39 protein-coding genes are annotated in these 25,523 nt (G+C 65.4%); 37 read left to right on the plus strand and 2 right to left on the minus strand.

Translation table 11 applies throughout. From position 1 onward, the window contains the following. Positions 1-469 precede the first annotated feature (469 nt). From rpsJ to ACP7AR_RS17325, 36 genes are all read left to right on the plus strand, one after another. Positions 470-778 (plus strand): 30S ribosomal protein S10, encoded by a 309-nt coding sequence (gene rpsJ / locus ACP7AR_RS17150; RefSeq protein ID WP_030147986.1) that lies wholly within the window; start codon positions 470-472, stop codon positions 776-778. An 8-nt stretch (positions 779-786) separates the two neighbouring features. Next, the gene (gene rplC, locus ACP7AR_RS17155; protein WP_426188457.1) at positions 787-1,446 is read left to right on the plus strand and encodes a 50S ribosomal protein L3; all 660 of its coding nucleotides are present in this window, start codon (positions 787-789) and stop codon (positions 1,444-1,446) included. Positions 1,447-1,449: 3 nt separating this feature from the next. Beyond that, positions 1,450-2,112, plus strand: a complete 663-nt coding sequence (gene rplD, locus ACP7AR_RS17160) for a 50S ribosomal protein L4 (protein ID WP_033106053.1) — start codon at positions 1,450-1,452, stop codon at positions 2,110-2,112. Beyond that, positions 2,109-2,432: a 50S ribosomal protein L23 gene (rplW, locus tag ACP7AR_RS17165; protein ID WP_033106054.1), complete on the plus strand. Its 324-nt coding sequence runs from the start codon at positions 2,109-2,111 to the stop codon at positions 2,430-2,432. Before rplD ends, rplW begins: the two co-directional genes overlap by 4 nt. Positions 2,433-2,453: 21 nt before the next feature. After that, positions 2,454-3,293, plus strand: coding sequence for a 50S ribosomal protein L2 (gene rplB, locus ACP7AR_RS17170; protein ID WP_426188460.1), 840 nt, complete (start codon positions 2,454-2,456; stop codon positions 3,291-3,293). A 12-nt stretch (positions 3,294-3,305) separates the two neighbouring features. Continuing rightward, a complete protein-coding gene (gene rpsS, locus ACP7AR_RS17175; RefSeq protein ID WP_234001509.1) occupies positions 3,306-3,587 on the plus strand; it encodes a 30S ribosomal protein S19 in 282 nt (93 codons plus the stop codon). Positions 3,588-3,612: 25 nt separating this feature from the next. Further along, positions 3,613-4,011, plus strand: coding sequence for a 50S ribosomal protein L22 (gene rplV, locus ACP7AR_RS17180; protein WP_426188463.1), 399 nt, complete (start codon positions 3,613-3,615; stop codon positions 4,009-4,011). Then, entirely contained in the window at positions 4,011-4,760 is a 750-nt protein-coding gene (gene rpsC / locus ACP7AR_RS17185; RefSeq protein WP_188434541.1) for a 30S ribosomal protein S3, read from the plus strand. Before rplV ends, rpsC begins: the two co-directional genes overlap by 1 nt. Next, positions 4,760-5,179: a 50S ribosomal protein L16 gene (gene rplP / locus ACP7AR_RS17190; RefSeq protein ID WP_426188465.1), complete on the plus strand. Its 420-nt coding sequence runs from the start codon at positions 4,760-4,762 to the stop codon at positions 5,177-5,179. Before rpsC ends, rplP begins: the two co-directional genes overlap by 1 nt. Next, a complete protein-coding gene (rpmC, locus tag ACP7AR_RS17195) occupies positions 5,179-5,496 on the plus strand; it encodes a 50S ribosomal protein L29 (RefSeq protein ID WP_036275974.1) in 318 nt (105 codons plus the stop codon). The genes rplP and rpmC overlap by 1 nt, the downstream gene beginning before the upstream one ends. Further along, a complete protein-coding gene (rpsQ, locus tag ACP7AR_RS17200) occupies positions 5,496-5,804 on the plus strand; it encodes a 30S ribosomal protein S17 (protein ID WP_426188468.1) in 309 nt (102 codons plus the stop codon). The genes rpmC and rpsQ overlap by 1 nt, the downstream gene beginning before the upstream one ends. A gap of 26 nt (positions 5,805-5,830) precedes the next feature. After that, entirely contained in the window at positions 5,831-6,199 is a 369-nt protein-coding gene (gene rplN / locus ACP7AR_RS17205; protein ID WP_033106061.1) for a 50S ribosomal protein L14, read from the plus strand. Positions 6,200-6,201: 2 nt separating this feature from the next. Then, positions 6,202-6,561: a 50S ribosomal protein L24 gene (rplX, locus tag ACP7AR_RS17210; RefSeq protein WP_426188470.1), complete on the plus strand. Its 360-nt coding sequence runs from the start codon at positions 6,202-6,204 to the stop codon at positions 6,559-6,561. After that, positions 6,561-7,151: a 50S ribosomal protein L5 gene (gene rplE / locus ACP7AR_RS17215; RefSeq protein WP_426188472.1), complete on the plus strand. Its 591-nt coding sequence runs from the start codon at positions 6,561-6,563 to the stop codon at positions 7,149-7,151. Before rplX ends, rplE begins: the two co-directional genes overlap by 1 nt. A gap of 142 nt (positions 7,152-7,293) precedes the next feature. After that, complete coding sequence (rpsH, locus tag ACP7AR_RS17220) at positions 7,294-7,692, plus strand: 30S ribosomal protein S8 (protein ID WP_259062283.1); 399 nt, start codon at positions 7,294-7,296, stop codon at positions 7,690-7,692. 6 nt (positions 7,693-7,698) lie between these two features. Further along, entirely contained in the window at positions 7,699-8,235 is a 537-nt protein-coding gene (rplF, locus tag ACP7AR_RS17225; protein WP_033106065.1) for a 50S ribosomal protein L6, read from the plus strand. A 2-nt stretch (positions 8,236-8,237) separates the two neighbouring features. Continuing rightward, positions 8,238-8,597: a 50S ribosomal protein L18 gene (rplR, locus tag ACP7AR_RS17230; RefSeq protein ID WP_426188475.1), complete on the plus strand. Its 360-nt coding sequence runs from the start codon at positions 8,238-8,240 to the stop codon at positions 8,595-8,597. A gap of 20 nt (positions 8,598-8,617) precedes the next feature. Next, a complete protein-coding gene (rpsE, locus tag ACP7AR_RS17235) occupies positions 8,618-9,310 on the plus strand; it encodes a 30S ribosomal protein S5 (protein ID WP_426188477.1) in 693 nt (230 codons plus the stop codon). Beyond that, entirely contained in the window at positions 9,310-9,495 is a 186-nt protein-coding gene (gene rpmD, locus ACP7AR_RS17240; protein WP_259062281.1) for a 50S ribosomal protein L30, read from the plus strand. The genes rpsE and rpmD overlap by 1 nt, the downstream gene beginning before the upstream one ends. Further along, positions 9,495-10,136: a 50S ribosomal protein L15 gene (rplO, locus tag ACP7AR_RS17245; RefSeq protein ID WP_426188480.1), complete on the plus strand. Its 642-nt coding sequence runs from the start codon at positions 9,495-9,497 to the stop codon at positions 10,134-10,136. The genes rpmD and rplO overlap by 1 nt, the downstream gene beginning before the upstream one ends. A gap of 103 nt (positions 10,137-10,239) precedes the next feature. Continuing rightward, positions 10,240-11,562, plus strand: coding sequence for a preprotein translocase subunit SecY (gene secY / locus ACP7AR_RS17250; protein ID WP_426188482.1), 1,323 nt, complete (start codon positions 10,240-10,242; stop codon positions 11,560-11,562). Then, on the plus strand, positions 11,559-12,158 hold the full coding sequence (locus ACP7AR_RS17255) for an adenylate kinase (protein WP_426188484.1): 600 nt from the start codon (positions 11,559-11,561) through the stop codon (positions 12,156-12,158). The genes secY and ACP7AR_RS17255 overlap by 4 nt, the downstream gene beginning before the upstream one ends. Before the next feature lie 13 nt (positions 12,159-12,171). Then, a complete protein-coding gene (gene map, locus ACP7AR_RS17260; RefSeq protein ID WP_426188486.1) occupies positions 12,172-13,020 on the plus strand; it encodes a type I methionyl aminopeptidase in 849 nt (282 codons plus the stop codon). Positions 13,021-13,234: 214 nt separating this feature from the next. Beyond that, positions 13,235-14,215: a hypothetical protein gene (locus tag ACP7AR_RS17265; RefSeq protein ID WP_426188488.1), complete on the plus strand. Its 981-nt coding sequence runs from the start codon at positions 13,235-13,237 to the stop codon at positions 14,213-14,215. 214 nt (positions 14,216-14,429) lie between these two features. Then, on the plus strand, positions 14,430-15,092 hold the full coding sequence (locus ACP7AR_RS17270; RefSeq protein ID WP_426188490.1) for a DsbA family protein: 663 nt from the start codon (positions 14,430-14,432) through the stop codon (positions 15,090-15,092). A 160-nt stretch (positions 15,093-15,252) separates the two neighbouring features. Continuing rightward, positions 15,253-15,474, plus strand: coding sequence for a translation initiation factor IF-1 (gene infA / locus ACP7AR_RS17275; protein WP_017201569.1), 222 nt, complete (start codon positions 15,253-15,255; stop codon positions 15,472-15,474). A gap of 59 nt (positions 15,475-15,533) precedes the next feature. Next, positions 15,534-15,650, plus strand: coding sequence for a 50S ribosomal protein L36 (rpmJ, locus tag ACP7AR_RS17280; protein WP_188434530.1), 117 nt, complete (start codon positions 15,534-15,536; stop codon positions 15,648-15,650). A gap of 130 nt (positions 15,651-15,780) precedes the next feature. After that, positions 15,781-16,155 (plus strand): 30S ribosomal protein S13, encoded by a 375-nt coding sequence (gene rpsM, locus ACP7AR_RS17285; RefSeq protein WP_426188492.1) that lies wholly within the window; start codon positions 15,781-15,783, stop codon positions 16,153-16,155. A 30-nt stretch (positions 16,156-16,185) separates the two neighbouring features. Further along, positions 16,186-16,584 carry a 30S ribosomal protein S11 gene (gene rpsK / locus ACP7AR_RS17290; RefSeq protein WP_033106075.1) on the plus strand — a complete coding sequence of 133 codons (399 nt, stop codon included), beginning with the start codon at positions 16,186-16,188 and terminating at the stop codon, positions 16,582-16,584. 128 nt (positions 16,585-16,712) lie between these two features. Beyond that, positions 16,713-17,702 carry a DNA-directed RNA polymerase subunit alpha gene (locus ACP7AR_RS17295; protein WP_033106076.1) on the plus strand — a complete coding sequence of 330 codons (990 nt, stop codon included), beginning with the start codon at positions 16,713-16,715 and terminating at the stop codon, positions 17,700-17,702. 34 nt (positions 17,703-17,736) lie between these two features. After that, on the plus strand, positions 17,737-18,450 hold the full coding sequence (rplQ, locus tag ACP7AR_RS17300; protein ID WP_426188495.1) for a 50S ribosomal protein L17: 714 nt from the start codon (positions 17,737-17,739) through the stop codon (positions 18,448-18,450). A gap of 118 nt (positions 18,451-18,568) precedes the next feature. Beyond that, complete coding sequence (locus tag ACP7AR_RS17305; RefSeq protein ID WP_426188497.1) at positions 18,569-19,384, plus strand: sulfite exporter TauE/SafE family protein; 816 nt, start codon at positions 18,569-18,571, stop codon at positions 19,382-19,384. A gap of 64 nt (positions 19,385-19,448) precedes the next feature. Beyond that, complete coding sequence (locus ACP7AR_RS17310; RefSeq protein WP_426188499.1) at positions 19,449-19,916, plus strand: FAS1-like dehydratase domain-containing protein; 468 nt, start codon at positions 19,449-19,451, stop codon at positions 19,914-19,916. Then, a complete protein-coding gene (locus ACP7AR_RS17315; RefSeq protein ID WP_426188501.1) occupies positions 19,913-20,311 on the plus strand; it encodes a MaoC/PaaZ C-terminal domain-containing protein in 399 nt (132 codons plus the stop codon). Before ACP7AR_RS17310 ends, ACP7AR_RS17315 begins: the two co-directional genes overlap by 4 nt. A gap of 8 nt (positions 20,312-20,319) precedes the next feature. Then, the gene (locus ACP7AR_RS17320) at positions 20,320-21,465 is read left to right on the plus strand and encodes a UDP-N-acetylmuramate dehydrogenase (protein WP_426188503.1); all 1,146 of its coding nucleotides are present in this window, start codon (positions 20,320-20,322) and stop codon (positions 21,463-21,465) included. A 40-nt stretch (positions 21,466-21,505) separates the two neighbouring features. Continuing rightward, complete coding sequence (locus tag ACP7AR_RS17325) at positions 21,506-21,901, plus strand: VOC family protein (RefSeq protein WP_426188505.1); 396 nt, start codon at positions 21,506-21,508, stop codon at positions 21,899-21,901. A gap of 21 nt (positions 21,902-21,922) precedes the next feature. On the opposite strand, the gene ACP7AR_RS17330 is transcribed toward ACP7AR_RS17325, so the two are convergent. Both ACP7AR_RS17330 and ACP7AR_RS17335 read right to left on the minus strand, forming a co-directional pair. Beyond that, complete coding sequence (locus ACP7AR_RS17330; RefSeq protein WP_426188507.1) at positions 21,923-23,122, minus strand: pyridoxal phosphate-dependent aminotransferase; 1,200 nt, start codon at positions 23,120-23,122, stop codon at positions 21,923-21,925. 70 nt (positions 23,123-23,192) lie between these two features. Beyond that, positions 23,193-23,594 carry a hypothetical protein gene (locus ACP7AR_RS17335; protein WP_426188509.1) on the minus strand — a complete coding sequence of 134 codons (402 nt, stop codon included), beginning with the start codon at positions 23,592-23,594 and terminating at the stop codon, positions 23,193-23,195. 121 nt (positions 23,595-23,715) lie between these two features. On the opposite strand from ACP7AR_RS17335, the gene ACP7AR_RS17340 reads away from it, so the two are divergent. Next, entirely contained in the window at positions 23,716-25,425 is a 1,710-nt protein-coding gene (locus ACP7AR_RS17340; RefSeq protein ID WP_426188511.1) for an acyl-CoA dehydrogenase, read from the plus strand. Positions 25,426-25,523 lie beyond the last annotated feature (98 nt).

Raw genomic sequence — 25,523 nt, forward strand, 5'->3', positions numbered from 1 at the left:
AGGCGGGGTGGGGCATGGGGATGCCTCACCCCGCTGCCGGGATGTCATCGGCAGCGGGTGCACGCCTCGTGTCGAGGGGTGGCGGAATGCGCGACACGCCCGGGTTTGCGTAACTGAAATCCGGCTGGCAGAATAGACAGGTTCCACATTCCGGCGGTGCACTTTGTGTGCCCACCGGATCACCACCAGGGCAGTGCATAGGCGGCGTCATCTCCGAGGAGATCGCGCGCAGGGACCTAGGCCGCGGGTGGCAGAACAGCAACCACCTCCTCACGGAGGTTCTGCCGTGCGTCGAAAGATGCGCGGGATGACAGAAGAACAGTGGTGCCCTTTCTCGGGCGCTGGGCCGGAGACGGTGCAGCATCCGGTGAAGAGAAGTGCCGAGGCGCGAACAGCGTCGACGTGCGTCCAATGCCCCTGGGTCACCCGGCCCAGGACGGTAAGACGCCTTATAGAGAGTGAACAGACAATGGCGGGACAGAAAATCCGCATTCGCCTGAAGTCGTATGACCACGAGGTCATCGACTCGTCGGCGCGCAAGATCGTAGACACCGTGACCCGTGCGGGCGCGACTGTCGTCGGCCCGGTGCCGCTTCCGACCGAGAAGAACGTCGTGTGCGTCATCCGGTCGCCCCACAAGTACAAGGACAGCCGCGAGCACTTCGAGATGCGCACCCACAAGCGTCTGATCGACATCGTCGACCCGACGCCCAAGGCTGTCGACTCGCTGATGCGTCTCGACCTCCCGGCCGATGTCAACATCGAGATCAAGCTCTGAGGCTCGGCATGGTTGACATCAACTCAAAGATTTCCAAGGGAATGCTGGGCACCAAGCTCGGCATGACTCAGGTGTGGAACGCGGACGGCAAGCTCGTCCCCGTCACCGTCATCGAGCTGGCACCCAACGTGGTCACTCAGATCCGCACGCCCGAGAAGGACGGCTACAACGCTGTTCAGATCGCGGCAGGTCAGATCGACCCGCGCAAGGTGAACCAGCCCCTCACGGCCCACTTCGAGGCTGCCGGCGTCACGCCGCGCCGCCACGTCACCGAGATCCGCACCGCGGACGCTGCTGACTACTCGCTTGGTCAGGAGCTCACGGTCGACGGTCTCTTCGAGGCAGGCCAGCTGGTCGACGTCGTCGGCACCAGCAAGGGCAAGGGCACCGCGGGTGTCATGAAGCGCCACAACTTCAAGGGCGTTTCGGCATCTCACGGTTCGCACCGCAACCACCGCAAGCCCGGCTCGATCGGCGCGTCCTCGACCCCGAGCCGCGTCTTCAAGGGCATGCGCATGGCCGGCCGTATGGGCGGCGAGCGCGTGACCGTTCTCAACCTGACGGTGCACGCCATCGACACCGACAAGGGACTGCTGCTCGTCAAGGGCGCTGTTCCCGGTGCACGTGGCCGTGTCGTCTACGTCCGCAACGCTGTGAAGGGGGCCTAGTCCATGGCTGACTCGTCTCTCGCGCTCGACGTCCTCAAGGCTGACGGCAAGAAGGCAGGCTCGATCGAGCTGCCCGCCGCGCTCTTCGACGTCAAGACGAACATTCCGCTCATCCACCAGGTCGTCGTCGCGCAGCTCGCGGCGGCTCGCCAGGGCACCCACTCGACCAAGCGTCGCGGTGAGGTCTCCGGTGCAGGCCGCAAGCCCTTCAAGCAGAAGGGCACGGGTAACGCCCGTCAGGGCTCGATCCGCGCGCCGCACATGACCGGTGGTGGCATCGTCCACGGCCCGAAGCCGCGTGACTACTCGCAGCGCACACCCAAGAAGATGATCGCCGCGGCCCTCCTTGGCTCGCTCAGCGACCGCTTCCGCGGTGACCGTCTGCACGCCATCGAGTCCTTCGGCATCGACGGTGCGCCTTCGACGAAGGCTGCCGTGAGCTTCCTCACGACCGTCGTCACGTCGAAGAACGTTCTCCTCGTGATCGAACGAGGCGACGACATCACCACGAAGAGCATTCGCAACCTTGCGAACATCCACGTGCTGACGTTCGACCAGCTCAACGCGTACGACGTGCTCGTCTCTGACGACATCGTCTTCACCAAGGCCGCGCTCGAGGGCTTCATCGCCTCGAAGACCGGCACAACCGAGGAGGTCTCGGCATGACCGAGCAGGTAGGCGCCCTCCAGTCGGCGTTCAACAAGGACCCCCGCGACATCATCCTGAAGCCGGTCGTCTCTGAGAAGAGCTACTCGCTGATCGACGAAGGCAAGTACACCTTCCTCGTCGACCCGCGTGCTACGAAGACCGAGATCAAGCTCGCCATCGAGAAGATCTTCGGCGTCAAGGTTGCTTCGGTCAACACGATCAACCGCGTCGGCAAGGCCCGTCGCACCCGCTTCGGCACGGGAAAGCGCAAGGACACCAAGCGCGCCATCGTGAGCCTGAAGTCGGGCACCATCGACATCTTCACGGCAATCGGCTGATCCGGGGGATAAAGGACAATCATGGCTATTCGCAAGTACAAGCCCACGACCCCGGGTCGCCGCGGCTCGTCGGTGGCTGACTTCGCCGAGATCACACGATCGACGCCGGAGAAGTCGCTGCTGCGCCCGCTCTCGAAGACCGGTGGTCGCAACAACCAGGGCCGCATCACGACCCGTCACATCGGTGGTGGCCACAAGCGCCAGTACCGCGTCATCGACTTCCGTCGCAATGACAAGGACGGCGTCAACGCCAAGGTCGCTCACATCGAGTACGACCCCAACCGCACCGCACGCATCGCACTGCTGCACTACTTCGACGGCGAGAAGCGTTACATCATCGCGCCGAACAAGCTGAACCAGGGCGATGTCGTCGAGTCGGGTGCATCGGCTGACATCAAGCCGGGCAACAACCTCCCGCTGAAGAACATCCCGACCGGTACTGTGATCCACGCGATCGAGCTCCGTCCGGGTGGCGGTGCAAAGCTCGCCCGCTCGGCAGGTGCCTCGGTGCGACTCGTCGCCAAGGACGGCATCTACGCCCAGCTGCGTCTCCCCTCGGGCGAGATCCGCAACGTCGACGCCCGCTGCCGCGCCACGATCGGCGAGGTCGGCAACGCCGAGCAGTCGAACATCAACTGGGGTAAGGCCGGCCGTAACCGCTGGAAGGGCATCCGCCCGACCGTTCGTGGTGTGGCCATGAACCCTGTCGACCACCCGCACGGTGGTGGTGAGGGTAAGACCTCCGGTGGTCGTCACCCTGTCACCCCCTGGGGCCAGGCTGAGGGTCGCACCCGTCACGCCAACAAGGAAAGCGACAAGTACATCGTGCGTCGTCGCACCGCCGGCAAGAAGCGTAAGTAGGAGTAGAAGAAGATGCCACGGAGTCTCAAGAAGGGCCCCTTCGTCGACGAGCACCTGCTTCGCAAGGTCGTCGTGCAGAACGAAGCCGGTTCCAAGAACGTCATCAAGACCTGGTCTCGCCGGTCCATGATCATCCCGGCCATGCTGGGTCACACGATCGCGGTCCACGACGGTCGCAAGCACATTCCTGTGTTTGTCACCGAGAGCATGGTCGGCCACAAGCTGGGCGAGTTCGCGCCCACCCGCACCTTCCGCGGCCACGAGAAGGACGACAAGAAGGGCCGTCGCCGCTGACGCGGGGACGATAGAGGAGAGAGAAATGGTGGAGTCCATCGCACGCGTGCGACACATCCGCGTGACCCCTCAGAAGGCTCGTCGTGTCGTCGCGCTCATCAAGGGCAAGCAGGCCCAGGAGGCTCTTGCGATCCTGAAGTTCGCAGCACAGAGCGCCAGTGAGCCGATCTACAAGCTTGTCGCGTCGGCCATGGCCAACGCGCAGGTGAAGGCGGATCGCGACGGCGAGTACCTCGACGAGCAGGACCTGTACGTGGTCAACGCGTACGTCGACGAGGGCACGACGCTCAAGCGTTTCCGCCCCCGCGCACAGGGTCGCGCTTTCCAGATCAAGAAGCGCACGAGCCACATCACGGTCGTGCTCTCGACGCCGGAGGTTGCAGTCGCAGCCGACGGCGAAAGCAAGAAGAAGGCGAGCAAGTAATGGGACAGAAGGTAAACCCGTACGGCTTCCGCCTCGGAATCACCACGGATCACGTCTCGCGCTGGTTCTCGGACTCGACCAAGGCAGGTCAGCGTTACGCCGACTACGTGGCCGAGGACATCAAGATCCGTAACCTGCTCAAGAAGCAGCTCGATCGCGCCGGTGTATCGAACATCGAGATCGAGCGCACTCGTGACCGCGTCCGCGTCGACATCCACACGGCCCGTCCGGGCATCGTGATCGGTCGTCGTGGTGCAGAGGCCGAGCGGATCCGTGGCGACCTCGAGAAGCTCTCGGGCAAGCAGATCCAGCTGAACATCCTCGAGGTGAAGAACCCCGAGGCTGACGCTCAGCTCGTCGCACAGGGCATCGCCGAGCAGCTTTCTGCTCGTGTGGCGTTCCGTCGCGCGATGCGCAAGGGTCTCCAGGGCGCACAGCGCGCTGGTGCCAAGGGCATCCGCATCCAGGTCTCCGGCCGCCTCGGCGGCGCGGAGATGAGCCGCTCGGAGTTCTACCGCGAAGGTCGTGTGCCGCTGCACACGCTGCGCGCGAACATCGACTACGGCTTCTACGAGGCACGGACCACCTTCGGCCGCATCGGCGTGAAGGTCTGGATCTACAAGGGTGATCTCACCGCCAAGGAGCTTGCTCGCGAGCAGGCCAACCAGAAGCCTTCGCGCGACCGTGGCGGCGACCGTCGTCGTGGCCCGCGCAACGAGGCACCTGTTGCAGAAGGAGCGTCGGCATAATGCTCATCCCCCGTAAGGTCAAGTTCCGCAAGCAGCACCACCCGGGTCGCACCGGTCACGCTACCGGCGGCACGAAGGTCTCCTTCGGCGAGTTCGGCATCCAGGCCCTTACACCCGCTTACGTGACCAACCGTCAGATCGAGGCAGCTCGTATCGCGATGACGCGTCACATCAAGCGCGGTGGAAAGGTGTGGATCAACATCTACCCGGACCGTCCGCTCACCAAGAAGCCTGCCGAGACCCGCATGGGTTCCGGTAAGGGTTCGCCTGAGTGGTGGGTCTCCAACGTCAAGCCGGGTCGCGTCCTCTTCGAGGTCGCAGGCGTCAGCGAGGAACTCGCTCGCGAAGCTCTGACCCGAGCCATTCACAAGCTGCCTCTCAAGGCACGCATCATCAAGCGCGAGGAGGGCGACGCGTAATGGCGATCGGCACCAAGGAGCTCGCTCCGGCAGAGCTCGACACGTTCGAAGACCAGCGCCTCGTCGAGGAGCTGCGTAAGGCCAAGGAGGAGCTGTTCAACCTCCGTTTCCAGTCGGCCACCGGCCAGCTGGAGAGCCACGGCCGCATCCGCGCCGTCAAGCGCGACATCGCGCGCCTGTACACCGTGATCCGCGAGCGCGAGCTGGGCATCCGTGCGACGCCCGCCGCCGCTCCGGCTCCGGCCAAGAAGGCGTCCAAGTCGAAGGCGAAGAAGTCCGAGGATGCCTCGGCCGACGCCGAAGGGAAGGCTGAGTAATGGCCACCAAGAAGGAAGCGGAAGCTCCCGTCTCGCACGATGTGCGTGACGAGAACGCTCGCGGTTACCGCAAGACGCAGCGTGGCTACGTCGTCAGCGACAAGATGGAAAAGACCATCGTCGTCGAGGTCGAAGACCGCGTGAAGCACCCGCTCTACGGCAAGGTCATCCGCCGTACCGAGAAGCGCAAGGTGCACGACGAGACCAACTCGGCGGGCATCGGCGACCTCGTTGTCATCAGTGAGACCCGTCCGCTCAGCGCCACCAAGCGCTGGCGCCTGGTCGAGATCGTCGAGAAGGCCAAGTAAGCCTTCGGCTTACTTAAGGAGTAATAGTGATTCAGCAGGAATCCCGCCTCAAGGTCGCCGACAACACCGGCGCGAAGGAGCTGCTCACGATCCGCGTTCTCGGTGGCTCACGCCGCCGTTACGCAGGTCTGGGTGACACCATCGTCGCCACGGTCAAGGACGCGATCCCGGGCGGCAACGTCAAGAAGGGCGACGTCGTCAAGGCGGTCATCGTCCGCACCAAGAAGGAAGTCCGTCGTCCGGACGGCTCCTACATCAAGTTCGACGAGAACGCCGCCGTCATCCTGAAGACCGACGGGGAGCCCCGTGGCACCCGTATCTTCGGACCGGTCGGTCGTGAGCTTCGCGACAAGAAGTTCATGAAGATCGTCTCGCTCGCGCCGGAGGTTATCTGATCATGGCGAAAATCAAGAAGGGTGACCTGGTTCAGGTCATCTCGGGCGCCAAGCCCGAGCGCGGCGGAGATCGCGGCAAGCAGGGCAAGGTCCTCGAGATCCTCGCCGAGCGCAACCGTGTCATCGTCGAAGGCGTGAACTACGTCACCAAGCACACCCGCGTCGGCCAGACGCAGCGTGGCACCAAGACGGGCGGCCTCGAGACCATCGAGGCACCCATCCACATCTCGAACGTCGCAGTCGTCGACCCCGAGACCAAGAAGCCGACTCGTGTCGGTCACCGGGTCGAGGAGCGGACCAAGGACGGCGTCAAGCGCACCGTCCGCGTGCGTTACGCGAAGAAGAGCGGTAAGGACCTCTGATGAGCACCGACACTGCCGCGCCGGCTGGCAAGATCCAGCCGCGCCTGAAGCAGAAGTACAAGGCCGAGATCCAGCAGAAGCTGCAGGACGAGTTCGGCTACAAGAATGTGATGCAGATCCCCGGCCTCGTCAAGGTCGTCGTCAACACCGGTGTCGGTGAGGCGGCTCGCGACAGCAAGGTGATCGATGGCGCGGTCGAGGACCTCACCAAGATCACCGGCCAGAAGCCGATCGTCACGAAGGCACGCAAGTCCATCGCGCAGTTCAAGCTGCGTGAGGGCCAGGCGATCGGCGCGCACGTCACCCTCCGTGGCGACCGTGCGTGGGAATTCGTCGACCGTCTTGTTTCGCTCGCGCTGCCCCGTATCCGCGACTTCCGCGGCCTGTCGGGCAAGCAGTTCGACGGCAACGGCAACTACACCTTCGGTCTCCAGGAGCAGAGCGTGTTCCACGAGATCGATCAGGACAAGATCGACCGAGTCCGTGGATTCGACATCACTGTCGTGACCACGGCGAAGACGGACGACGAGGGTCGTGCGCTGCTGCGTCACCTCGGCTTCCCGTTCACGGCCGACGACGCCAAGGCGTGATGCACAGGACCCCTGCCGTTCCCTGAGATTGTCGAAGGGCGGGCGGGGGTCCCGCATGCGCTTACAATTGAAGATTGCGAATCATAGAAGGTCGTCTGTCGTGTAACGGCAGCCGAAACCTCATGAACAAAGGAAAACACTCATGACAATGACAGACCCGGTCGCAGACATGCTGACCCGTCTGCGCAACGCGAACTCGGCACACCACGACTCCGTGTCCCTGCCGTCGAGCAAGCTCAAGACGCACATCGCTGACATCCTCCAGCAGGAGGGCTACATTTCCGGCTGGGAGGTCACTGACGCACGCGTCGGCCAGAACCTCACTCTCACGCTGAAGTACGGCCCCAACCGGGAGCGTTCGATCGCGGGCATCAAGCGCGTGTCGAAGCCCGGCCTTCGTGTCTACGCGAAGTCCACCGAGCTGCCCACGGTCCTCGGCGGCCTCGGCGTGGCCATCCTGTCCACTTCCTCCGGTCTTCTCACTGACCGTCAGGCTGAGCAGAAGGGCGTGGGCGGAGAAGTTCTCGCCTACGTGTGGTAATTCGAAATGTCGCGTATTGGACGACTTCCCATCTCGATCCCCTCGGACGTCACCATTTCGGTCGACGGTCGTGCGGTCGCGGTGAAGGGCCCCAAGGGTGAGCTCACCCTGAACGTGGCCAGCCCCATCGAGGTCGCGGTCGAGGACAACCAGGTGGTTGTCTCCCGTCCCGACGACGAGCGCGAGTCACGGTCGCTTCACGGCCTGACCCGCACGCTCATCAACAACAACATCATCGGCGTGACCCAGGGCTACACCAAGGGTCTTGAGGTCGTCGGTACCGGTTACCGCGTGCAGCAGAAGGGCAGCTCGGTCGAGTTCGCCCTCGGCTTCTCGCACCCCGTGCTGGTCGACCCGCCCGCCGGCATCACTTTCACGGTCGAAGGCAACAACAAGGTCACCGTGAGTGGTATCGACAAGCAGGCTGTCGGTGAGGCAGCTGCCAACATCCGCAAGATCCGCAAGCCCGAGCCGTACAAGGGCAAGGGCGTGCGCTACGCCGGCGAGATCGTGCGTCGCAAGGCCGGAAAGAGTGGTAAGTAACCATGGCTCTCAAGTCAAAGTCTGACGCCCGCGCGCGTCGTCACGCACGCCTTCGCAAGAAGGTCATCGGCACCGAGGCGCGTCCGCGCCTGGTCGTCAACCGTTCGGCTCGCCACGTCTTCGTCCAGCTGGTCGATGACAGCAAGGGCCACACCGTCGCCTCGGCATCCACGCTCGAGACCGAGCTGCGCTCGTTCGACGGTGACAAGACCGCCAAGGCACGCAAGGTCGGCGAGCTCGTCGCCGAGCGTGCGAAGGCAGCCGGCGTCACCGAGGTCGTCTTCGACCGCGGTGGCAACCGTTACGCAGGCCGCGTCGCGGCCATCGCCGACGGCGCCCGTGAAGGGGGGCTGGCACTGTGAGTGACAACAAGGAGAACGAAGTGACCGAAACGGCTGCTGCCGCTCCAGAGGCGGCCGCTGTCGTCTCCGAGACGGCTGCCGGCACGACTCAGGCAGAGCCCGCGCGCGAAGGTCGCCGTGGCGGCCGTGACCGCAACCAGGGAGGCCGTGACCGCAACTCCCGCGATCGTGGCGACAACCAGTTCCTGGAGCGCGTCGTCACCATCAACCGCGTCTCGAAGGTCGTGAAGGGTGGACGTCGGTTCAGCTTCACCGCTCTCGTGGTCGTCGGCGACGGCAACGGTCTGGTCGGTGTCGGCTACGGCAAGGCCCGCGAGGTGCCTCTGGCCATCTCCAAGGGTGTCGAAGAGGCCAAGCGCAACTTCTTCCGTGTTCCCCGCGTGGGCACCACGGTTCCGCACCCGGTTCAGGGCGAGGCCGCCGCAGGCGTCGTTCTGCTGCGTCCGGCTGCTGCCGGTACCGGTGTTATCGCCGGTGGTCCCGTCCGCGCGGTGCTCGAGTGCGCAGGCATCCACGATGTCCTCTCCAAGTCGCTCGGCTCGTCGAACACGATCAACATCGTGCACGCGACCGTCGCGGCGCTGAAGAGCCTCGAGGAGCCTCGTGCAGTCGCGGCTCGCCGTGGCCTCGAGTACGACGCCGTCGTTCCGGACATCATCATCCGCAACGAGGCAAAGGCCGCCGCTGCGGCCGCAGCGAAGGTAGGTTCCTGATGGCCGCCCGTCTGAAGGTGACCCAGATCAAGTCCAAGGTGAGCGAGAAGCAGTATCAGCGTGACACGCTGCGCAGCCTCGGTCTTAAGCGGATCGGCGACAGCACCGTCCGCCCCGACGACGCGCAGACGCGCGGCTACGTCAAGACCGTCGCACACCTCGTCAAGGTTGAGGAGATCGACTAATGGCTGAGAAGAACGACGCCGTCGAGGCCGAGAAGGCCCCGAAGAAGGCTGCCGCTCCCAAGGCTGCGGCTGAGAAGAAGCCCGCTGCGAAGAAGGCGCCTGCAAAGGCCGCTGCCGACGCGAAGGCGCCCAAGAGCGAGGCTGCTGCGAAGAAGCCCGCCGCGAAGAAGGCCGCGCCGAAGGCGGATGCTCCGGCATCCCGCCCCGGTGTGCTCAAGGTGCACCACCTGCGTCCGGTCCCCGGCGCCAACACTGCGAAGACCCGTGTCGGTCGCGGTGAGGGTTCCAAGGGTAAGACCGCCGGTCGTGGTACCAAGGGCACCAAGGCCCGCAACACGGTTCGCGTCGGATTCGAGGGTGGGCAGATGCCTCTGCACATGCGCACCCCGAAGCTGCGCGGATTCAAGAACCCGTTCCGCGTCGAGTACCAGGTCGTGAACCTGGAGAAGCTCGCGGAACTGTACCCCTCCGGTGGCGACGTCACCGTGGGCGACCTGGTCGCCAAGGGTGCTGTTCGCAAGAACGAGAAGGTCAAGGTTCTCGGAAACGGCGACATCGCCGTGAAGCTCACCGTCTCGGTCGACAAGGTCTCGGGTTCTGCCGAGCAGAAGATCGTGGCTGCGGGCGGATCCGTCAAGTAACCATTGCGCAAGAGGGGTCGGAGATTCTCCGGCCCCTCTCGTGCGTTACCCTGGTCTTTCAGCCTTTCCTCCGCGGAACGGCAACCTTTCAGGAGGAACGCCCTTGTTTAGCGCTATCGCGCGGATCTTCCGCACGCCCGACCTGCGTCGGAAGATCGGTTTCACACTGGCGATCATCGCCATCTACCGGCTCGGATCCCATGTGCCGGCTCCGTTCGTGCATTTCCCGAACGTCGAGGAGTGTCTGCGTCTCAACGCCGGCACCGAGGGGCTGCTCAGCCTCGTCAACCTGTTCTCCGGCGGCGCTCTGCTGCAGCTGTCGATCTTCGCGCTCGGCGTCATGCCGTACATCACCGCGACGATCATCACGCAGCTTCTGCGCGTCGTCATCCCGCACTTCGAGGCGCTGCACAAAGAGGGTCAGGCCGGCCAGGCCCGCCTGACCCAGTACACGCGGTACCTCACGATCGCTCTTGCGCTGCTGCAGTCGACGACGCTCGTCACGGTCGCTCGCAGCGGTCAGCTGTTCGGCACGACCGACATCGCCGCATGCCAGCAGCTTCTGACGAACGACGTCTGGTGGGCGCAGCTGCTCATCGTCATCTCGATGACTGCAGGTTGCGGCCTCATCATGTGGTTCGCCGAGCTCGTCACCGAGCGCGGCATCGGCAACGGCATGTCGCTGCTGATCTTCACGTCGATCGCAGCGACCTTCCCGGCAGCGATGTGGGCGATCTTCGAGTCGAACGGCCTCGAGGTGTTCCTGCTCGTACTCGCCGTCGGCATCGTCGTCACCGGCCTCGTGGTGTTCGTCGAGCAGTCGCAGCGACGGATCCCCGTGCAGTACGCCAAGCGCATGGTCGGTCGCCGCACCTACGGCGGAACGAACACGTACATCCCGATCAAGGTGAACATGGCGGGTGTCATCCCGATCATCTTCGCTTCTTCGCTGTTGTACATCCCGATGCTCATCGCGCAGTTCAACACCCCGCAGGACGGCAGCGAGCCGGCGCCGTGGGTCGTGTGGATCTCGCAGAACTTCACCACAGGTGACCAGCCGCTCTACATGGCTGCGTACTTCCTGCTGATCATCGGCTTCACCTACTTCTACGTCGCGATCACGTTCAACCCTGTCGAGGTCGCCGACAACATGAAGAAGTACGGCGGGTTCATCCCCGGCATCCGTGCCGGTCGTCCGACCGCCGAGTACTTGGACTTCGTGCTCACCCGCATCACGTTCCCCGGGTCGATCTACCTCGGCCTGATCGCGCTCATCCCGCTGATCGCTCTGGCCACCGTCGGCGCCAACCAGAACTTCCCGTTCGGTGGCGCATCGATCCTCATCATCGTGGGCGTGGGGCTGGAGACCGTCAAGCAGATCGACGCTCAGCTCCAGCAGCGCCATTACGAAGGGCTTCTCCGTTGACAGCATCCGCTCGACTTCTCATCGTCGGCCCGCAGGGTTCCGGCAAAGGCACGCAGGGCGTGCGCGTCGCCGAGGCGTTCGGTGTCCCGGTGGTCTCCACCGGTGACATCTTCCGCGCGAACATCAAGGGCGGCACCGATCTCGGAGCGCAGGTCAGCGAGATCACCGCTCGTGGCGACCTTGTACCTGATGAACTGACGAGTGAGATCGTGCGTGATCGCCTCTCGCAGGAGGACGCCGCTTCCGGGTTCCTCCTCGACGGGTACCCGCGCAACGCCGTGCAGGTCGGTCACCTCGATGAGTTCCTCGGCGCTCGTGGTGAGGCTCTCGACGCGGTCATCCTTCTGGACGTCCCTCGCGAGGAGAGCATCAAGCGGCTGAGCGTCCGCGCAGCCGAGCAGGGTCGAGCGGATGACACCGAAGAGGGCATCGCTCATCGTCTGGACATCTACGAGAGCGAGACGGCTCCGATCCTCGACGTGTACGGCGAGCGTGGCATCGTCGACCGGATCGACGGGGTCGGTTCGTTCGATGAGATCACGGCACGCATCTTCGCTGCGCTGACCGCTCGCGGGCTCGTGGCCGCCGCCGCCTGATCGCCTGTTCGACATGTTCCGCCGTTCCATCTACAAGACGCCTGCCCAGCTGCAGTCGATGATCGAGCCAGGGCTCATCACCGCAGAGGCACTCGATGCCGTGCGGCCGTTGATCCGCGCGGGCGTCACGACGCTCGAGCTCGACACGATCGCCAACCGCACGATCCGGGCCCGCGGGGCTGAGTCGAACTTCCAGCTCGTGCGCGGCTACCACCACACGATCTGCGTCTCCGTGAACCAAGAGGTCGTGCACGGCATCCCCGGTGATCGTGTGCTGCAGCCCGGCGACATCGTCTCGGTCGACTGCGGAGCGCAGTTCCAGGGCTGGAACGGCGACAGCGCGATCACCGTGGTGGTGCCTGATCCGACCCGCCCCTCGCTCGTCGAGACGCGTGAAGAGTTGTCACGCGTGACCGAGGGATCCATGTGGGCCGGCATCGCCGCGATGGCGTCTGCGGCCAACATCGGTGAGATCGGCGCGGCCATCCAGGACTACATCGAGGCGCAGGGCGTCTCGGAGGTGTCGGGGGAGACCTACGGCATCCTTCGCGAGTACGTCGGCCATGGCATCGGTCGCAAGATGCACGAGGCGCCCAGCGTCTTCAACTACCGCACGCCCGACCCCGGTCCAGACGTGAAGCCGGGGCTCGTGCTGGCGATCGAGCCCATGGTCACGGCCGGCGGCGAGGCGACGTACATCGAGGACGACGACTGGACGGTCTCGACCGTCGACGGCACTGACGGCTCGCACTGGGAGCACAGCGTCGCCCGCCACGCGGACGGCATCTGGGTGCTGACGGCTCCCGACGGCGGGGCCGCAGGCCTCGCTCCCTTCGGCGTCACGCCCACGCCCCTGGCGTAGCCTCGCGCGCTGCTGGCCTGCCGCCCTGCCGCCCTGCCGTTTTTCGCGAGACCGAGTTTGCGGCGCGAGACCGAGTCAGCCTAGCGCGGTCTCGTGCCAGAAAGTCGGTCTCGACAGGCTGGCCCGTTCTGCACGGATGCGTGGGTGGGGGAGTTCTCCACGGAACGCGGGTTCTCGGGCACTGAGCAGAGTGCTGCTCGTTCAAGATCGGCGTATGCCTTTCGCTTTGGCCGACCGCGCACAGCTCGCGTCGCCGATACCGTTGTACACGCGCGACGAGGCTCGGATGCTGGGAATCCGGCTGGAGGCTGCGCGATGGTTGCGTGTGCGCAAAGGCGTGTACGTGGACAAGGATCACTACGTCGCTCTGCCTGGCTGGCAAAGGTACAGCGTGCGGGTGCATGCGTACCTGCGCACGCACCCGGAGGCGATCCTCTGCCTGGAGTCGGCGGGGGTGCTCCACGGCATCCCGCAGTTCGGTGAGTGCAGGTACCTTCATATCTACGATCCGGATGCTGCGTCCTCTCAGCGGTATGGCGACATCAGAATCCACGCCAGTTGCGACCCGCGCCAACTGACGCAGGTCGGCGCGACGTGCGTCACCACGCTTCTCGACACGATCATCGACCTCGTCAGAGTCATGAACCCTGCGGACGCGCTCGCTGTCGCCGATGCGGCGATCTCACCGGTTCAGGGCGGAACGCTGCTCATGGAACCGCTGATCGCACGCGGCCACGAGTTCGAGAGCGCCCGCGGTCGAGCGAAGATGCGGTGGGTCTGGGACCAGGCGGATGCATCGTCTGAGTCGCCGGCCGAGAGCATCAGCCGCGCCGTCATCGCGTGGTGCGGATTCGAGAAGCCCGAACTGCAGCGCGAGTTCCGCTACGAGGGCCATCTCGATCGCACGGACTTCTACTTCCCATCCTCCGGCGCGATAGGTGAGGCCGACGGGTGGGGTAAGTACGCACTCGAGAATCCGGAGACGGCAGCGGCACGGCTGAGGGAAGAGAAGCGTCGGGAGGACAGGCTGCGGCGTCATCGGCACCCGTTCGCGCGATGGGAGCTGGCCGACGCATGGAAGGTGTCGCCTCTGTGTGATGCGCTGGAAGGCGCTCGCGTCCCGCGCGTGCGACCGCCACAGGCCGCGATGCTCGGAACGCTCAGAAGTCGACCACGTGCGAAGTCCTGGCGCTGACCTGTTGCGGGGGCGGACGAGACCGAGTTCGTGGCACGAGACCGACCCTCTTCAGCTCGGTGTGGTGTTGCAAAGTCGGTCTCGACGCTAAGGGACGTGCAGGACCGGCGGGCGGCGCTCACAACGGGTGCATAGACTTTGCAGGGACGATGGATACGTCCCCCCGCAGCATCTTCCGCCCCCATGGCGTCCAGTACCAGGAGAACGAACAGCAATGGCAGCAGCAAAGAGCAACACCAACTGGTTCGCGATCGGCATCTCGATCGCGGTCGTCGTCGTTCTCGTCGTGCTCGGAGGCCTCGTGGTCTTCCTCAACAACCAGGCCAACGACCCGGGGACCGCGCCGCAGAGCGCGATCGTCAACGAGGAGACCGGAGCCATCGTCTTCGGCGACGGTGAGGACACCGTCGACACCTACGTCGACTTCATGTGCCCGATCTGCGGTGACTTCGAGAAATCCTATGGTGAGCAGCTGCAGACCGCCGCGGCCAACGGCGACATCACGCTGAACATCCACCCGGTGTCGATCCTGAACCGCCTCTCGCAGAACACCGAGTTCTCGACCCGCGCGGGTGGCGCGATGTACTGCGTCGCGGCCGAGGCGCCCGATGCGACCCTCGACTTCTTCAACGAGCTCTTCGCCAACCAGCCGGCGGAGAACTCCGCCGGCCTCTCGGACGATGAGCTCACCGCTCTCGCGGAGCAGACCGGAGCAGGCGCTGCCGCCGACTGCATCGCCGACGGCACCTACATGGACTTCGTCGACGCGCAGACCAACGCGCACGACATCAAGGGCACCCCGACAGTCGAGGTCAACGGCAAGCGCCTCGACCTGCAGGCCGGCGAGATCACCGAGATGGAGAAGCTGCTCGGCTGATCCTGCGACGCAGTCGTTGAGCTCAAGTTGCCGGATGGCATCCGGACGGATAAGATAGACCGTTGGTGCCTTGCGCTGTGCCTCGGCATGTCCGTCCGGTGCGGCACCACATCACCCATCCACCGCAGATCGACCGGTCTGCAGAAGCGTCAGCGAGGCTATGGCTAAGAAAGACGGTGTCATCGAGATCGAGGGCGTGATCTCCGAGGCTCTGCCCAACGCGATGTTCCGCGTTGAGCTCAGCAACGGGCACAAGGTCCTTGCAACGATCTCCGGCAAGATGCGGCAGAACTACATCCGCATCATCCCCGAAGACCGCGTGGTCGTGGAGCTCAGCCCCTACGACCTCACTCGCGGCCGTATCGTCTACCGCTACCGCTGATCGGTCGAGAAGTAACGGCGCGCCGCCAGGCGTGCACGAAGACAGCGAACAGGAACACAATGAAGGTCAAGCCCAGCGTCAAGCCCATGTGCGATCACTGCAAGGTGATTCGTCGTCACGGCCGCGTCATGGTCATCTGCAAGAGCAACCCCAGGCACAAACAGCGCCAGGGCTGATCTCCCAGAGTCGACTCACAACTGAACACACAAAGGCAGGATCAAGATCCCACGCGAGTGGGTGACACCTCGGGAAAGAGGCCCGGGTCCAAATTCTGCTCCACACCTCTGCACATCCCAGGAGAACCGCATGGCACGTCTTGCCGGCGTTGACATCCCGCGCGACAAGCGCGTGGTGATCGCCCTTACCTACATCTACGGCATCGGCCGTACCCGCTCCGTCGAGATCCTCAAGGCGACCGAGATCGACGAGTCGGTCCGCGTCAAGGACCTCAGCGATGAGCAGCTGATCACCCTTCGTGACTACATCGAAGGCAACTACAAGGTGGAGGGTGACCTGCGCCGCGAGGTCACCGCAGACATCCGCCGCAAGGTCGAGATCGGCTCGTACGAGGGCATCCGCCACCGTCGTGGCCTGCCCGTCCGCGGTCAGCGCACCAAGACCAACGCCCGTACCCGCAAGGGCCCGAAGCGCACCGTCGCCGGCAAGAAGAAGGCCCGCTAAGCAGCGGCCAGGGACTAGGAGAAGACTTTCATGGCTGCACCCAAGGCCGCCGCGCGCAAGCCGCGCCGCAAGGAAAAGAAGAACATCGCGCTGGGCCAGGCCCACATCAAGTCGACGTTCAACAACACGATCGTTTCGATCACCGACCCGTCCGGCGCTGTCATCAGCTGGGCATCGTCCGGTGGAGTGGGCTTCAAGGGCTCGCGCAAGTCGACCCCGTACGCCGCAGGCATGGCTGCTGAGTCGGCCGCCCGCCAGGCGCAGGAGCACGGCGTCAAGAAGGTCGACGTCTTCGTGAAGGGTCCGGGCTCCGGCCGCGAGACCGCGATCCGCTCGCTGACGGCCGCAGGCCTCGAGGTCGGTTCGATCCAGGACGTCACCCCGCAGGCGCACAACGGATGCCGTCCGCCGAAGCGCCGTCGCGTCTGAACCCGGCTGTCGAGTCGCTCGCCTGAGGGCGGGCGACTCTCCGCCCGTTCAGGGCACTGACTTCCACAACTCAAGACCTCACCCCACCACATGTCATATAGCGGGCATGTGATCGAAAGGAACACAGAGTGCTCATTGCACAGCGTCCCACACTGACCGAGGAAAAGATCGCCGAGGATCGCAGCCGATTCATCATCGAGCCGCTCGAGCCCGGCTTCGGCTACACCATCGGCAACGCACTGCGTCGCAGCCTTCTCTCGTCGATCCCCGGCGCTGCTGTCACCAGCATCCGCCTCGACGGTGTGCTGCACGAGTTCAGCACCATCCCCGGCGTGAAGGAGGATGTCACCGAGATCATCCTCAACATCAAGCAGCTCGTCGTCTCGTCAGAGCGCGATGAGCCCATCACCGCGTACCTGCGCAAGACCGGTGCAGGCGAAGTGACCGCCGCTGACATCTCGGCTCCGGCCGGTGTCGAGGTGCACAACCCCGAGCTCGTCATCGCGACGCTCAACGACACCGCGAAGTTCGAGCTCGAGCTCACGATCGAGCGTGGCCGTGGCTACGTGTCGGCGACCCAGAACCGCAACGAGTACGCCGAGGCCGGGCAGATCCCCGTCGACTCGATCTACTCGCCTGTTCTCAAGGTCAGCTACCGCGTCGAGGCGACTCGCGCCGGTGAGCGCACCGACTTCGACAAGCTGATCCTCGACGTCGAGACGAAGAACAGCATGCTCCCGCGCGACGCCGTCGCGTCGGCCGCGAAGACCCTGACCGAACTGTTCGGTCTGGCCCGCGAGCTGAACGTCGAGGCTGAGGGCATCGAGATCGGCCCGGCACCTGTGGAGCCCGTGCTCTCCAGCGAGCTGTCGATGCCGATCGAGGACCTCGACCTGTCGGTCCGCTCGTACAACTGCCTCAAGCGCGAGGGCATCAACACGGTGTCCGAACTCGTGGCACTGTCCGAGACGCAGCTCATGAACATCCGCAACTTCGGCCAGAAGTCGGTCGACGAGGTGCGCGACAAGCTCATCTCGCTCGGTCTGTCGCTCAAGGATTCGGTGCCCGGTTTCGACGGCGCCCACTTCTACGGCGCAGGCGAAGACGAGTCCTTCTGACCTTCCCGAAATTCTGACCAGGAGTTAGATCAATATGCCTAAGCCCACCAAGGGTCCCCGCCTCGGAGGCGGCCCCGCCCACGAGCGTCTGCTGCTCGCCAACCTTGCAGCTGCTCTGTACACCCACAAGTCGATCAAGACGACCGAGACCAAGGCCAAGCGCCTGCGTCCGCTCGCCGAGCGACTGATCACGTTCGCCAAGCGCGGCGACCTGCACGCCCGTCGCCGGGTGCTGTCGATCATCGGTGACAAGGAAGTCGTGCACATCCTGTTCTCCGAGATCGCGCCGCAGGTGGCTGACCGTGAGGGCGGCTACACCCGCATCACGAAGGTCGGCAACCGCAAGGGTGACAACGCACCCATGGCCGTGATCGAGCTCGTTCTCGAGCCCGTCACGCCGAAGAAGAAGGCCACAGCCAAGGCTGCCCCGAAGGCGGAGCAGGCGCCGAAGGCCGAAGAGGCTCCGAAGGCCGATGCTGCTGCTGACGCCGGTGCCGAGTCGCAGGAGGAGGGCGCAGCCGCTGAGACTGCCGCCGCCGCTGCAATCGTCGACGGCGGCTTCGGTGAGGACTCCGCCGCTCCGAACGAGGACGGCTCCGCACCTGAGGGCTTCGACATCAAGGGCAACAAGGACTCGATGAAGTTCCACCGCCCCGACGGACAGTGGTACGACGCGACTGTCGCCGAGGTCTGGTTCCGCACCGCCGAGGCCGCTGAGGCCGCAGGATTCGTCGAGGCCGGCAAGTAATACGCCGCCACGGAGAACTTCCGCCACGAAGGCCCGCCATCCCGTTCAGGGACGGCGGGCCTTCTTGCGTCTGTGAAGGCCGGATGCCGGGTGCCGGTCGCCCGCGCGATAGTCTGACATGGTGCCTGGAACCTCTGACGAACTCGCCCCGAGGATCCGCGGCCCCCGCGCCTACGTGACCTTCGTCGTGATCGGCCTGATCGCGGGCCTGCTGTCCGGCCTCTTCGGCGTCGGCGGCGGTACGGTCATCGTGCCGCTGCTCGTGCTGTTCTTGAGCTTCGACCAGCGGCTCGCGGCCGGCACCTCGCTCGCGGCGATCGTGCCGACCGCGAGCGTCGGCGTGATCTCGTACGCCGCATCCGGATCCGTTGCATGGATTCCCGCACTGATCCTCGCCGCCGGTGCCGTTATCGGCGCCCAGGTGGGCACGCGACTTCTGCCGCGGATCTCGCAGAGCGTGCTTCGCTGGTGCTTCGTCGGATTCCTCGTGCTCGTGATCATCAGCCTGTTCCTCGTCATCCCGTCCCGCGCAGCCGAGTTCGAACTCGGCTGGATCAACGGCGCAGGACTCGCTCTCGTTGGCGTGCTCACCGGGATCATCGCCGGGCTCATCGGTGTCGGGGGCGGAGTGATCGTCGTCCCCGTGCTCATGCTGGTATTCGGCACGAGCGACCTCGAGGCGAAGGGCACCTCGCTGCTGATGATGATCCCGACTGCGATCTCCGGCACGATCGGAAACCTCCGCCATCGCAACGTCGACCTTCTCGCGGCCGGCATCATCGGCGTCTCGGCGTGCACCACGACCGCGCTCGGTGCGTGGCTCGCGACATTGATCGACCCGTTCCTCGGCAACATGCTGTTCGCGGCATACCTCCTCGTCATCGCCGTGCAGATGGCGATCAAGGCTCTTCGTTCTCGCGGACGCCGGGGGTAGACGTCAGGGCTGGTCGTCGAGCGTTGACGCCGGGCCCCCAGCGTCCGGTCGGTAGACTCGAGGGGTGCCTGTGAACTCCGAACTGATCGGCAGAGAATTCCCGCCGACCCCGCCCTACCTGGTCGGTCGTGAGAAGGTGCGCGAGTTCGCGCGCGCCGTCTTCGCCGACGCTCCGCTGCACACCGACGTCGACGCGGCACGAGCGCTCGGTCATGCCGATGTCGTCGCCCCGCCGACGTTCGCGATGGTCATCCAGGACCAGACGCTGCAGCAGCTGCTGAGCGAGCCTGATTCCGGGATCGTGCTCGCGCGCACGATCCACGCGGAGCAGCGGTTCGCCTACACCAGGCCGATCGTCGCCGGCGATGAGCTGTCGGGACGGCTCAAGGTCACCGGCATCCGCATGATGGCGGGCAACGCCATGATCACCAGCGAGGCACTGATCACGGATGCCGCGGGCGAGCACGTCGTGACCGCGACCAGTGTGCTGCTCGTCGGATCTGACGACAACGACGCGGAGGGCGAAGCATGAGCTACACCGTCGGAGACGTCATCGCGGAGCGCACCGTCCACCTCACCCGCGAATCACTGGTGCGCTATGCCGGCGCCTCAGGAGACTTCAACCCGATCCACTACCGGGACGACGTCGCAGCATCCGTCGGGCTGCCCGGCGTGCTCGCGCACGGCATGCTGACCATGGGGATCGCATCGTCGGTGGTCGTCGCAGCGCTGGAACCGGGCGCTCGCATCCTCGACTACGGGGTGCGCTTCACCAAGCCGGTGGTCGTCGATCCGGACGCCGGAGCGGACGTGCACGTGCGCGCCACAGTCGGAGCGACAGACGAGACCTCGGCACGCATCGACCTGAAGGTCACGTTCGCCGAAGCGACAGTGCTGGTCAAAGCCCAGCTGCGCGTCGCGCTCTGAGCCGCCCGATGACCGAGATCACTCCCATTCCTCTTGCGCAGTTGACGACGCTGCGCACCGGCGCCGCGCCCGAGCGGATGCTGGACGCGACGAGCACCCCCGACCTCGTCGACGCGCTGCGGGACACATGGGCACGAGGAGAAGAGTGGTTCGTGCTGGGCGGCGGGTCGAACCTGTTCGCGGGCGACGAGTCCTTCGACGGCGTCGTCATCCGTGTGCTCACATCGGGCATCGAGCATCTGCCGTCACCGCACGAGGGCCGCGCACGCCTGCGCGTGCAGGCCGGACACGATTGGGATGCCCTGGTCGCCCACACCGTCGAGCACGGGCTCGCCGGCATCGAGGCGATGAGCGGCATTCCAGGAACGGTCGGGGCTGCGCCGGTGCAGAACGTCGGGGCGTACGGGCAGGAGATCCAGTCGACGCTGGTCGAGGTCGAGATGATCGACGAGTCGACCGGAGAGGTGTCGACGGTACCGGCATCCGAGCTCGGACTCGGCTTCCGCACCTCCGTGCTCAAGCACCACTACGGCGGGGTGCCGCTGAGGCGGGCCGTGATCCTCTCCGTGACCCTGGACCTCGCCGAGGTCGGGAGCGCGGGGCGCGTCGTGCACGGCGAGCAGCTGCGGCGCGCGCTCGGCTTGACAGGCGCCGCCGCCGAGCAAGCGGTGCCGCTGGCCTGGGTTCGCGAGCAGATCCTGCGGATTCGTGCGGACAAGGGGATGCTGCTCAACCCCGAGGACCCGGACACCTCGAGCGCCGGATCCTTCTTCCAGAACGCGATCGTGCCGGAGTCGGTGGCTCTTCAGCTGCCACCGGAGTGCCCGCGATGGCCGGTCACCCCCGATCTGGATGCCGTGACCGTCATCCCTCTGGGCGCATACGACGGCCACATCCCACCGACGCAGACCGTGCGCAGCGACGTGAAGGTGAGCGCCGCGTGGCTGATCGAGAACGCCGGCATCTCGAAGGGATTCCGTCTGCCGCGCTCACGCGCTGGGGTATCGACCAAGCACGCGCTGGCGCTGACGAACAGGGGAGGAGCGACGGCCGCAGAGCTCGCCGAGCTCGCCCGATTCATCCAGGCACGTGTGCAGGGCGAGTTCGGTCTGCTGCTGCAGCCCGAACCTGTGCTGATCGACGTCGAACTGTAGACGGGTCGCGCTGTACGACCTTCGCGCTACACTCGCCCGCATGAGTGGACTCGTCCCGTACCTTTTCTTTCCCGGCAACGCCCGTGAGGCCCTGACCTTCTACCACGGTGTGTTCGGCGGCGAGCTGTCGCTCTTCACGAACGAGCAGTTCAGTCGCACCGACGGGCCCGCTGACGCCATCGCGCACGGCATGGTCTCGGGCGTGGTCGAGCTGTTCGGTTCGGATGCCGGTCCCGACCAGGATGCCGTGCACATCGTCGGAGCGACCTTCTCGCTTCTCGGCACGGCAGAGCCCGAGACACTGCGGCGTTGGTTCGACCGTCTGTCGGAGGGCGGCACGAACATCGACCGTCTCCAGAAGCGGCCATGGGGTGACTTCGACGGCCAGGTGACCGATCGCTACGGCATCCGCTGGCTCATCGGCTACCAGGAGTAGCAGACGGGCGAGGGCGGCGGACTACGCGAACAGGCGCTGCAGGCGCTGGATGCCCTCGAGCAGCTGCTCGTCGCCCAGCGCGTACGAGAGGCGCAGGTATCCGGAAGGGCCGAAGGCCTCGCCGGGTACGACAGCGACCTCAGCCTGCTCAAGGATCAGATCCGCGAGCTCGAGTGACGTCGTCGGCGTCACACCGCCCCAGGTCCGGTTCAGCAGACCCTGCACGTCCGGGTACACGTAGAACGCACCGAGCGGATTCGGTACGCGCACCCCCTCGATCTTCGACAGTTCTGACACGATCAGCCGTCGACGACGGTCGAACGCCTCGCGGAAGCGCTCCGACTCGTCCTGCGGACCGCTCAGGGCGGCGATCGCCCCGCGCTGCGCCACATTGTTCACGTTGCTGCTCAGATGGGACTGGAGGTTTCCGGCGATCTTGATCGCATCGGACGGGCCGACCATCCAGCCGACTCTCCAGCCGGTCATCGCATAGGTCTTGGCCACACCGTTGACGAGAATCGTCTGCGCCGCAGCATCCGGAACCGCCTCCACGATCGACGTGGCCTTGACGCCTTCGTAGGTGAGGTTCTGGTAGATCTCGTCCGAGATGATCCAGATGCCGTGCTCCACGGCCCATTCGCCGATCGCCCTGGTCTCCTCCGCGGTGTAGACCGCGCCGGTGGGGTTCGAGGGCGAGACGAACACGAGCGCGGTGGTGCGCTCCGTTCGTGCGGTCTCGAGCTGCTCGACGGTGACCTTGTAGTCCTGGTCGGCGCCGGCGAAGACCTCGACAGGGATGCCGTCGGCCAGAGCGATCGCCTCGGGATAGGTCGTCCAGTAGGGCGCAGGCAGCAGCACCTCATCGCCCGGGTTCAGCACGGTCTGGAACGCCTGGTAGACGGACTGCTTGCCGCCGTTCGTGACGATCACCTGGCTGGGGGAGACCTCGAGGCCGGAGTCGCGCAGAGTTTTGGCAGCGATGGCCTCGCGCAGCGCGGGCAGGCCGGCTGCAGGGGTGTACCGATAGTTCGCCGGGTCGGCGAGCGCCTCGGCGGCGGCATCCACGATGAACTGCGGGGTGGCGAAATCGGGCTCACCTGCTGCGTACGAGATGACGGGCTTGCCCTCCGCCTTCAGCGCTTTGGCCTTGGCATCCACCTTGAGGGTCGCGGACTCGGCGATGGCGGACAGTTTGCGGGAGAGAGGAGCGCGTTCGGTCACACCTCAGATGCTACTCGGATGCATCAGCGGGTGTGAGGTGGTGCCCCTGCTCGAGGGTGGCCGCGTTGTTTCAGAGGATCGATAGGAGAAGGACGGACGCGACCGACGTGACGAACACGACGGTGGGGATGGCGATGAACGCGATTGCGACGCAGAGCGTGACCACTGCGGCCATCATGGGCAGTCGCCTGGGGAGCTGATCGACAGGCGGCGAGCCTTTCGCCGCTTCGGGCATGGTCCCGACGACGAGCACAGCCACGGCTGCGGCGGCGGGTGTCCACCACAGTGCGTGCACGATCACGGCGGGCATCGGTGCGAGCCCGAACGCCCCATCGGTGAAGAACGTCGAGGGGCGCTCCACGAACAGCACGACGTTCCCGACGAGGATCACCCCGCAGGCTGCGCTGAGCACGAGAGAGGCGATGCGCCGCATGCGCGCCTCGATGCGGCGCCTGGGAGCGATGGTCGACATGACGGCGAGCTTAACCAGCACCCGGTCTGCGCCGGGCGCGTTATCCACAGGTGCAGCGTCTGGCCGTGAAACTCAGTCTCAGTTATGATGATTCGGAGTCTCTCACCGTCAGGAGCCGTCGATGACCGCCAACATCCCGTACGTCCCGCCCGTCGCGGATTACGCCTTCCTCTTCAGTGAGGCCTTCGGCCGCGATATCGTCGCCACGGCATCGGGCGGCGAGATCACAGCCGAAGACGCCGTCGAGATCATCGCCGGTGCGGGCGAGTTCGCCGCAGAGGTGCTGGCCCCTCTCGATGCGTCAGGCGACAAGACCGGCGCCCAGCTCCGCGAGGGCGAGGTGCACTTGCCGGACGGCTTCGCCGAGGCGTACCAGGCGCTCGTCGAAGCGGGCTGGGTGACTGCGACCGCCCCTGAATCCGCTGGGGGCGACGGTCTCCCGGCATCCGTCGGCGCAGGACTCGGCGAGATCTGGAACGCCTCGAACGCAGCGTTCGCGCTGTGCTGGATGCTGAGCTCCGGTGCCATCCATGCGCTCGATGCCGCGGCATCCGAGCATCTCCGCGAGACGTACCTGACGAAGCTCGTCAGCGGCGAGTGGACCGGCACCATGAATCTCACCGAACCGGATGCCGGCACCGACCTCGGCGCGATCCGCACGACCGCCACCGCGAGGGACGACGGATCGTGGTCGCTCAGCGGTCAGAAGATCTTCATCACCTGGGGTGACCACGACGCGGCGGAGAACATCGTCCACCTCGTGCTCGCACGAACGGCCGGTGCCCCCGACGGAGCCAAGGGCCTCTCGTTGTTCGTCGCTCCACGCACTCTCGTGAATGACGACGGGTCGCTGGGGGAGCGCAATCGGATCGAGACGGTCGCGATCGAGCACAAGCTCGGCATCCACGCGAGTCCGACGTGCGTGCTGTCATACGAGGACGCCACCGGGTATCTGGTCGGAGAACTGCACGGCGGGCTCGCCGGGATGTTCGTGATGATGAACTCCGCCCGCATCGGCATGGGTCATCAGGCCACCGGCATCTCGCACCGTGCCTACCAGGGCGCCGCCGAGTACGCCGCGGCCCGGCTGCAGGGACGGGTCCTCGATCGACCGGCAGGCACGTCGATCGCCGAGCATCCTGACGTGCGCCGGATCCTGGGCTCCATATCGAGCCAGGTGTTCGCCATGCGCGCGCTCTCGGTCTTCGTCGGCGACCTGTTCGATCGTGCGGACAACGGTGAAGACGTCCTCCGCATGGCCGAGCTGTTCGTTCCCATCCTCAAGGGGTGGGCGAGCGAAGAGGCGCTGCGAGTGACCTCCGACGGCATCCAGGTGTACGGCGGCATGGGATTCATCGAGGAGACCGGAGCCGCGCAGCACTATCGCGACGCCCGCATCGTCCCGATCTACGAAGGCACCACGGCGATCCAGGCGAACGATCTCATCGGGCGCAAGGTGCTGCGTGATCAGGGCGCGACCGTCGCCGACTTGTTCGCCGAGATCGAGGTGACCGTGGCCGCGTTGCATGGCTCACCTCTCGCCGAGCGCCTCACCCGCGCGCTCGACTCCGCCCGCCGCGCGACCGATGCTGTGCTCGGTTTCGAGGGCTCCCCTCGTGACGCGTATGCCGTCAGCGTTCCGTACCTCATGCTGCTCGGCACCCTCGCCGGTGGCTGGATGCATGCGCTCGCGACTGTCGCCGTGGCCCGTCACGAAACAGCGTCCGACGCGGATGCCGCCCGTTTGCGCGATGCGGACTTCTACGCCGCCCACCACCTGCCGCGCGTGCATGCGCTCGCCGAGACGGTGGTCGCCGGCGAGATCGGCTGACCCCCGCCGGCCACCGACTGCCACCGCCCCGGCACGAGCCGGGCACGACGAAAGAAGAGTTTCCGGGCTCTCGGTCGATCCTGAGCCCGGAAACTCTT

Source organism: Microbacterium sp. TWP3-1-2b2, assembly GCF_049896145.1.
In the GTDB taxonomy this organism is placed as follows: domain Bacteria; phylum Actinomycetota; class Actinomycetes; order Actinomycetales; family Microbacteriaceae; genus Microbacterium.

Coding starts and splice junctions, on each gene's coding strand:
- infA (WP_017201569.1), top strand. CDS start 15,253: ATGGCTAAGAAAGACGGTGTCATCGAGATCGAGGGCGTGATCTCCGAG.
- rplQ (WP_426188495.1), top strand. CDS start 17,737: ATGCCTAAGCCCACCAAGGGTCCCCGCCTCGGAGGCGGCCCCGCCCAC.
- map (WP_426188486.1), top strand. CDS start 12,172: ATGTTCCGCCGTTCCATCTACAAGACGCCTGCCCAGCTGCAGTCGATG.
- rpsM (WP_426188492.1), top strand. CDS start 15,781: ATGGCACGTCTTGCCGGCGTTGACATCCCGCGCGACAAGCGCGTGGTG.
- rpsC (WP_188434541.1), top strand. CDS start 4,011: ATGGGACAGAAGGTAAACCCGTACGGCTTCCGCCTCGGAATCACCACG.
- ACP7AR_RS17305 (WP_426188497.1), top strand. CDS start 18,569: ATGGTGCCTGGAACCTCTGACGAACTCGCCCCGAGGATCCGCGGCCCC.
- rplW (WP_033106054.1), top strand. CDS start 2,109: ATGACCGAGCAGGTAGGCGCCCTCCAGTCGGCGTTCAACAAGGACCCC.
- rplO (WP_426188480.1), top strand. CDS start 9,495: ATGGCTGAGAAGAACGACGCCGTCGAGGCCGAGAAGGCCCCGAAGAAG.
- rpmD (WP_259062281.1), top strand. CDS start 9,310: ATGGCCGCCCGTCTGAAGGTGACCCAGATCAAGTCCAAGGTGAGCGAG.
- rpsK (WP_033106075.1), top strand. CDS start 16,186: ATGGCTGCACCCAAGGCCGCCGCGCGCAAGCCGCGCCGCAAGGAAAAG.
- ACP7AR_RS17335 (WP_426188509.1), bottom strand. CDS start 23,594: ATGTCGACCATCGCTCCCAGGCGCCGCATCGAGGCGCGCATGCGGCGC.
- rplR (WP_426188475.1), top strand. CDS start 8,238: ATGGCTCTCAAGTCAAAGTCTGACGCCCGCGCGCGTCGTCACGCACGC.
- rpmC (WP_036275974.1), top strand. CDS start 5,179: ATGGCGATCGGCACCAAGGAGCTCGCTCCGGCAGAGCTCGACACGTTC.
- rplV (WP_426188463.1), top strand. CDS start 3,613: ATGGTGGAGTCCATCGCACGCGTGCGACACATCCGCGTGACCCCTCAG.
- ACP7AR_RS17325 (WP_426188505.1), top strand. CDS start 21,506: ATGAGTGGACTCGTCCCGTACCTTTTCTTTCCCGGCAACGCCCGTGAG.
- ACP7AR_RS17340 (WP_426188511.1), top strand. CDS start 23,716: ATGACCGCCAACATCCCGTACGTCCCGCCCGTCGCGGATTACGCCTTC.
- rplD (WP_033106053.1), top strand. CDS start 1,450: ATGGCTGACTCGTCTCTCGCGCTCGACGTCCTCAAGGCTGACGGCAAG.
- rpsH (WP_259062283.1), top strand. CDS start 7,294: ATGACAATGACAGACCCGGTCGCAGACATGCTGACCCGTCTGCGCAAC.
- ACP7AR_RS17265 (WP_426188488.1), top strand. CDS start 13,235: ATGCCTTTCGCTTTGGCCGACCGCGCACAGCTCGCGTCGCCGATACCG.
- rpsJ (WP_030147986.1), top strand. CDS start 470: ATGGCGGGACAGAAAATCCGCATTCGCCTGAAGTCGTATGACCACGAG.
- ACP7AR_RS17320 (WP_426188503.1), top strand. CDS start 20,320: ATGACCGAGATCACTCCCATTCCTCTTGCGCAGTTGACGACGCTGCGC.
- rplB (WP_426188460.1), top strand. CDS start 2,454: ATGGCTATTCGCAAGTACAAGCCCACGACCCCGGGTCGCCGCGGCTCG.
- rplC (WP_426188457.1), top strand. CDS start 787: ATGGTTGACATCAACTCAAAGATTTCCAAGGGAATGCTGGGCACCAAG.
- rplF (WP_033106065.1), top strand. CDS start 7,699: ATGTCGCGTATTGGACGACTTCCCATCTCGATCCCCTCGGACGTCACC.
- rpmJ (WP_188434530.1), top strand. CDS start 15,534: ATGAAGGTCAAGCCCAGCGTCAAGCCCATGTGCGATCACTGCAAGGTG.
- ACP7AR_RS17315 (WP_426188501.1), top strand. CDS start 19,913: ATGAGCTACACCGTCGGAGACGTCATCGCGGAGCGCACCGTCCACCTC.
- rplP (WP_426188465.1), top strand. CDS start 4,760: ATGCTCATCCCCCGTAAGGTCAAGTTCCGCAAGCAGCACCACCCGGGT.
- rpsQ (WP_426188468.1), top strand. CDS start 5,496: ATGGCCACCAAGAAGGAAGCGGAAGCTCCCGTCTCGCACGATGTGCGT.
- ACP7AR_RS17270 (WP_426188490.1), top strand. CDS start 14,430: ATGGCAGCAGCAAAGAGCAACACCAACTGGTTCGCGATCGGCATCTCG.
- rplX (WP_426188470.1), top strand. CDS start 6,202: ATGGCGAAAATCAAGAAGGGTGACCTGGTTCAGGTCATCTCGGGCGCC.
- rplE (WP_426188472.1), top strand. CDS start 6,561: ATGAGCACCGACACTGCCGCGCCGGCTGGCAAGATCCAGCCGCGCCTG.
- rpsS (WP_234001509.1), top strand. CDS start 3,306: ATGCCACGGAGTCTCAAGAAGGGCCCCTTCGTCGACGAGCACCTGCTT.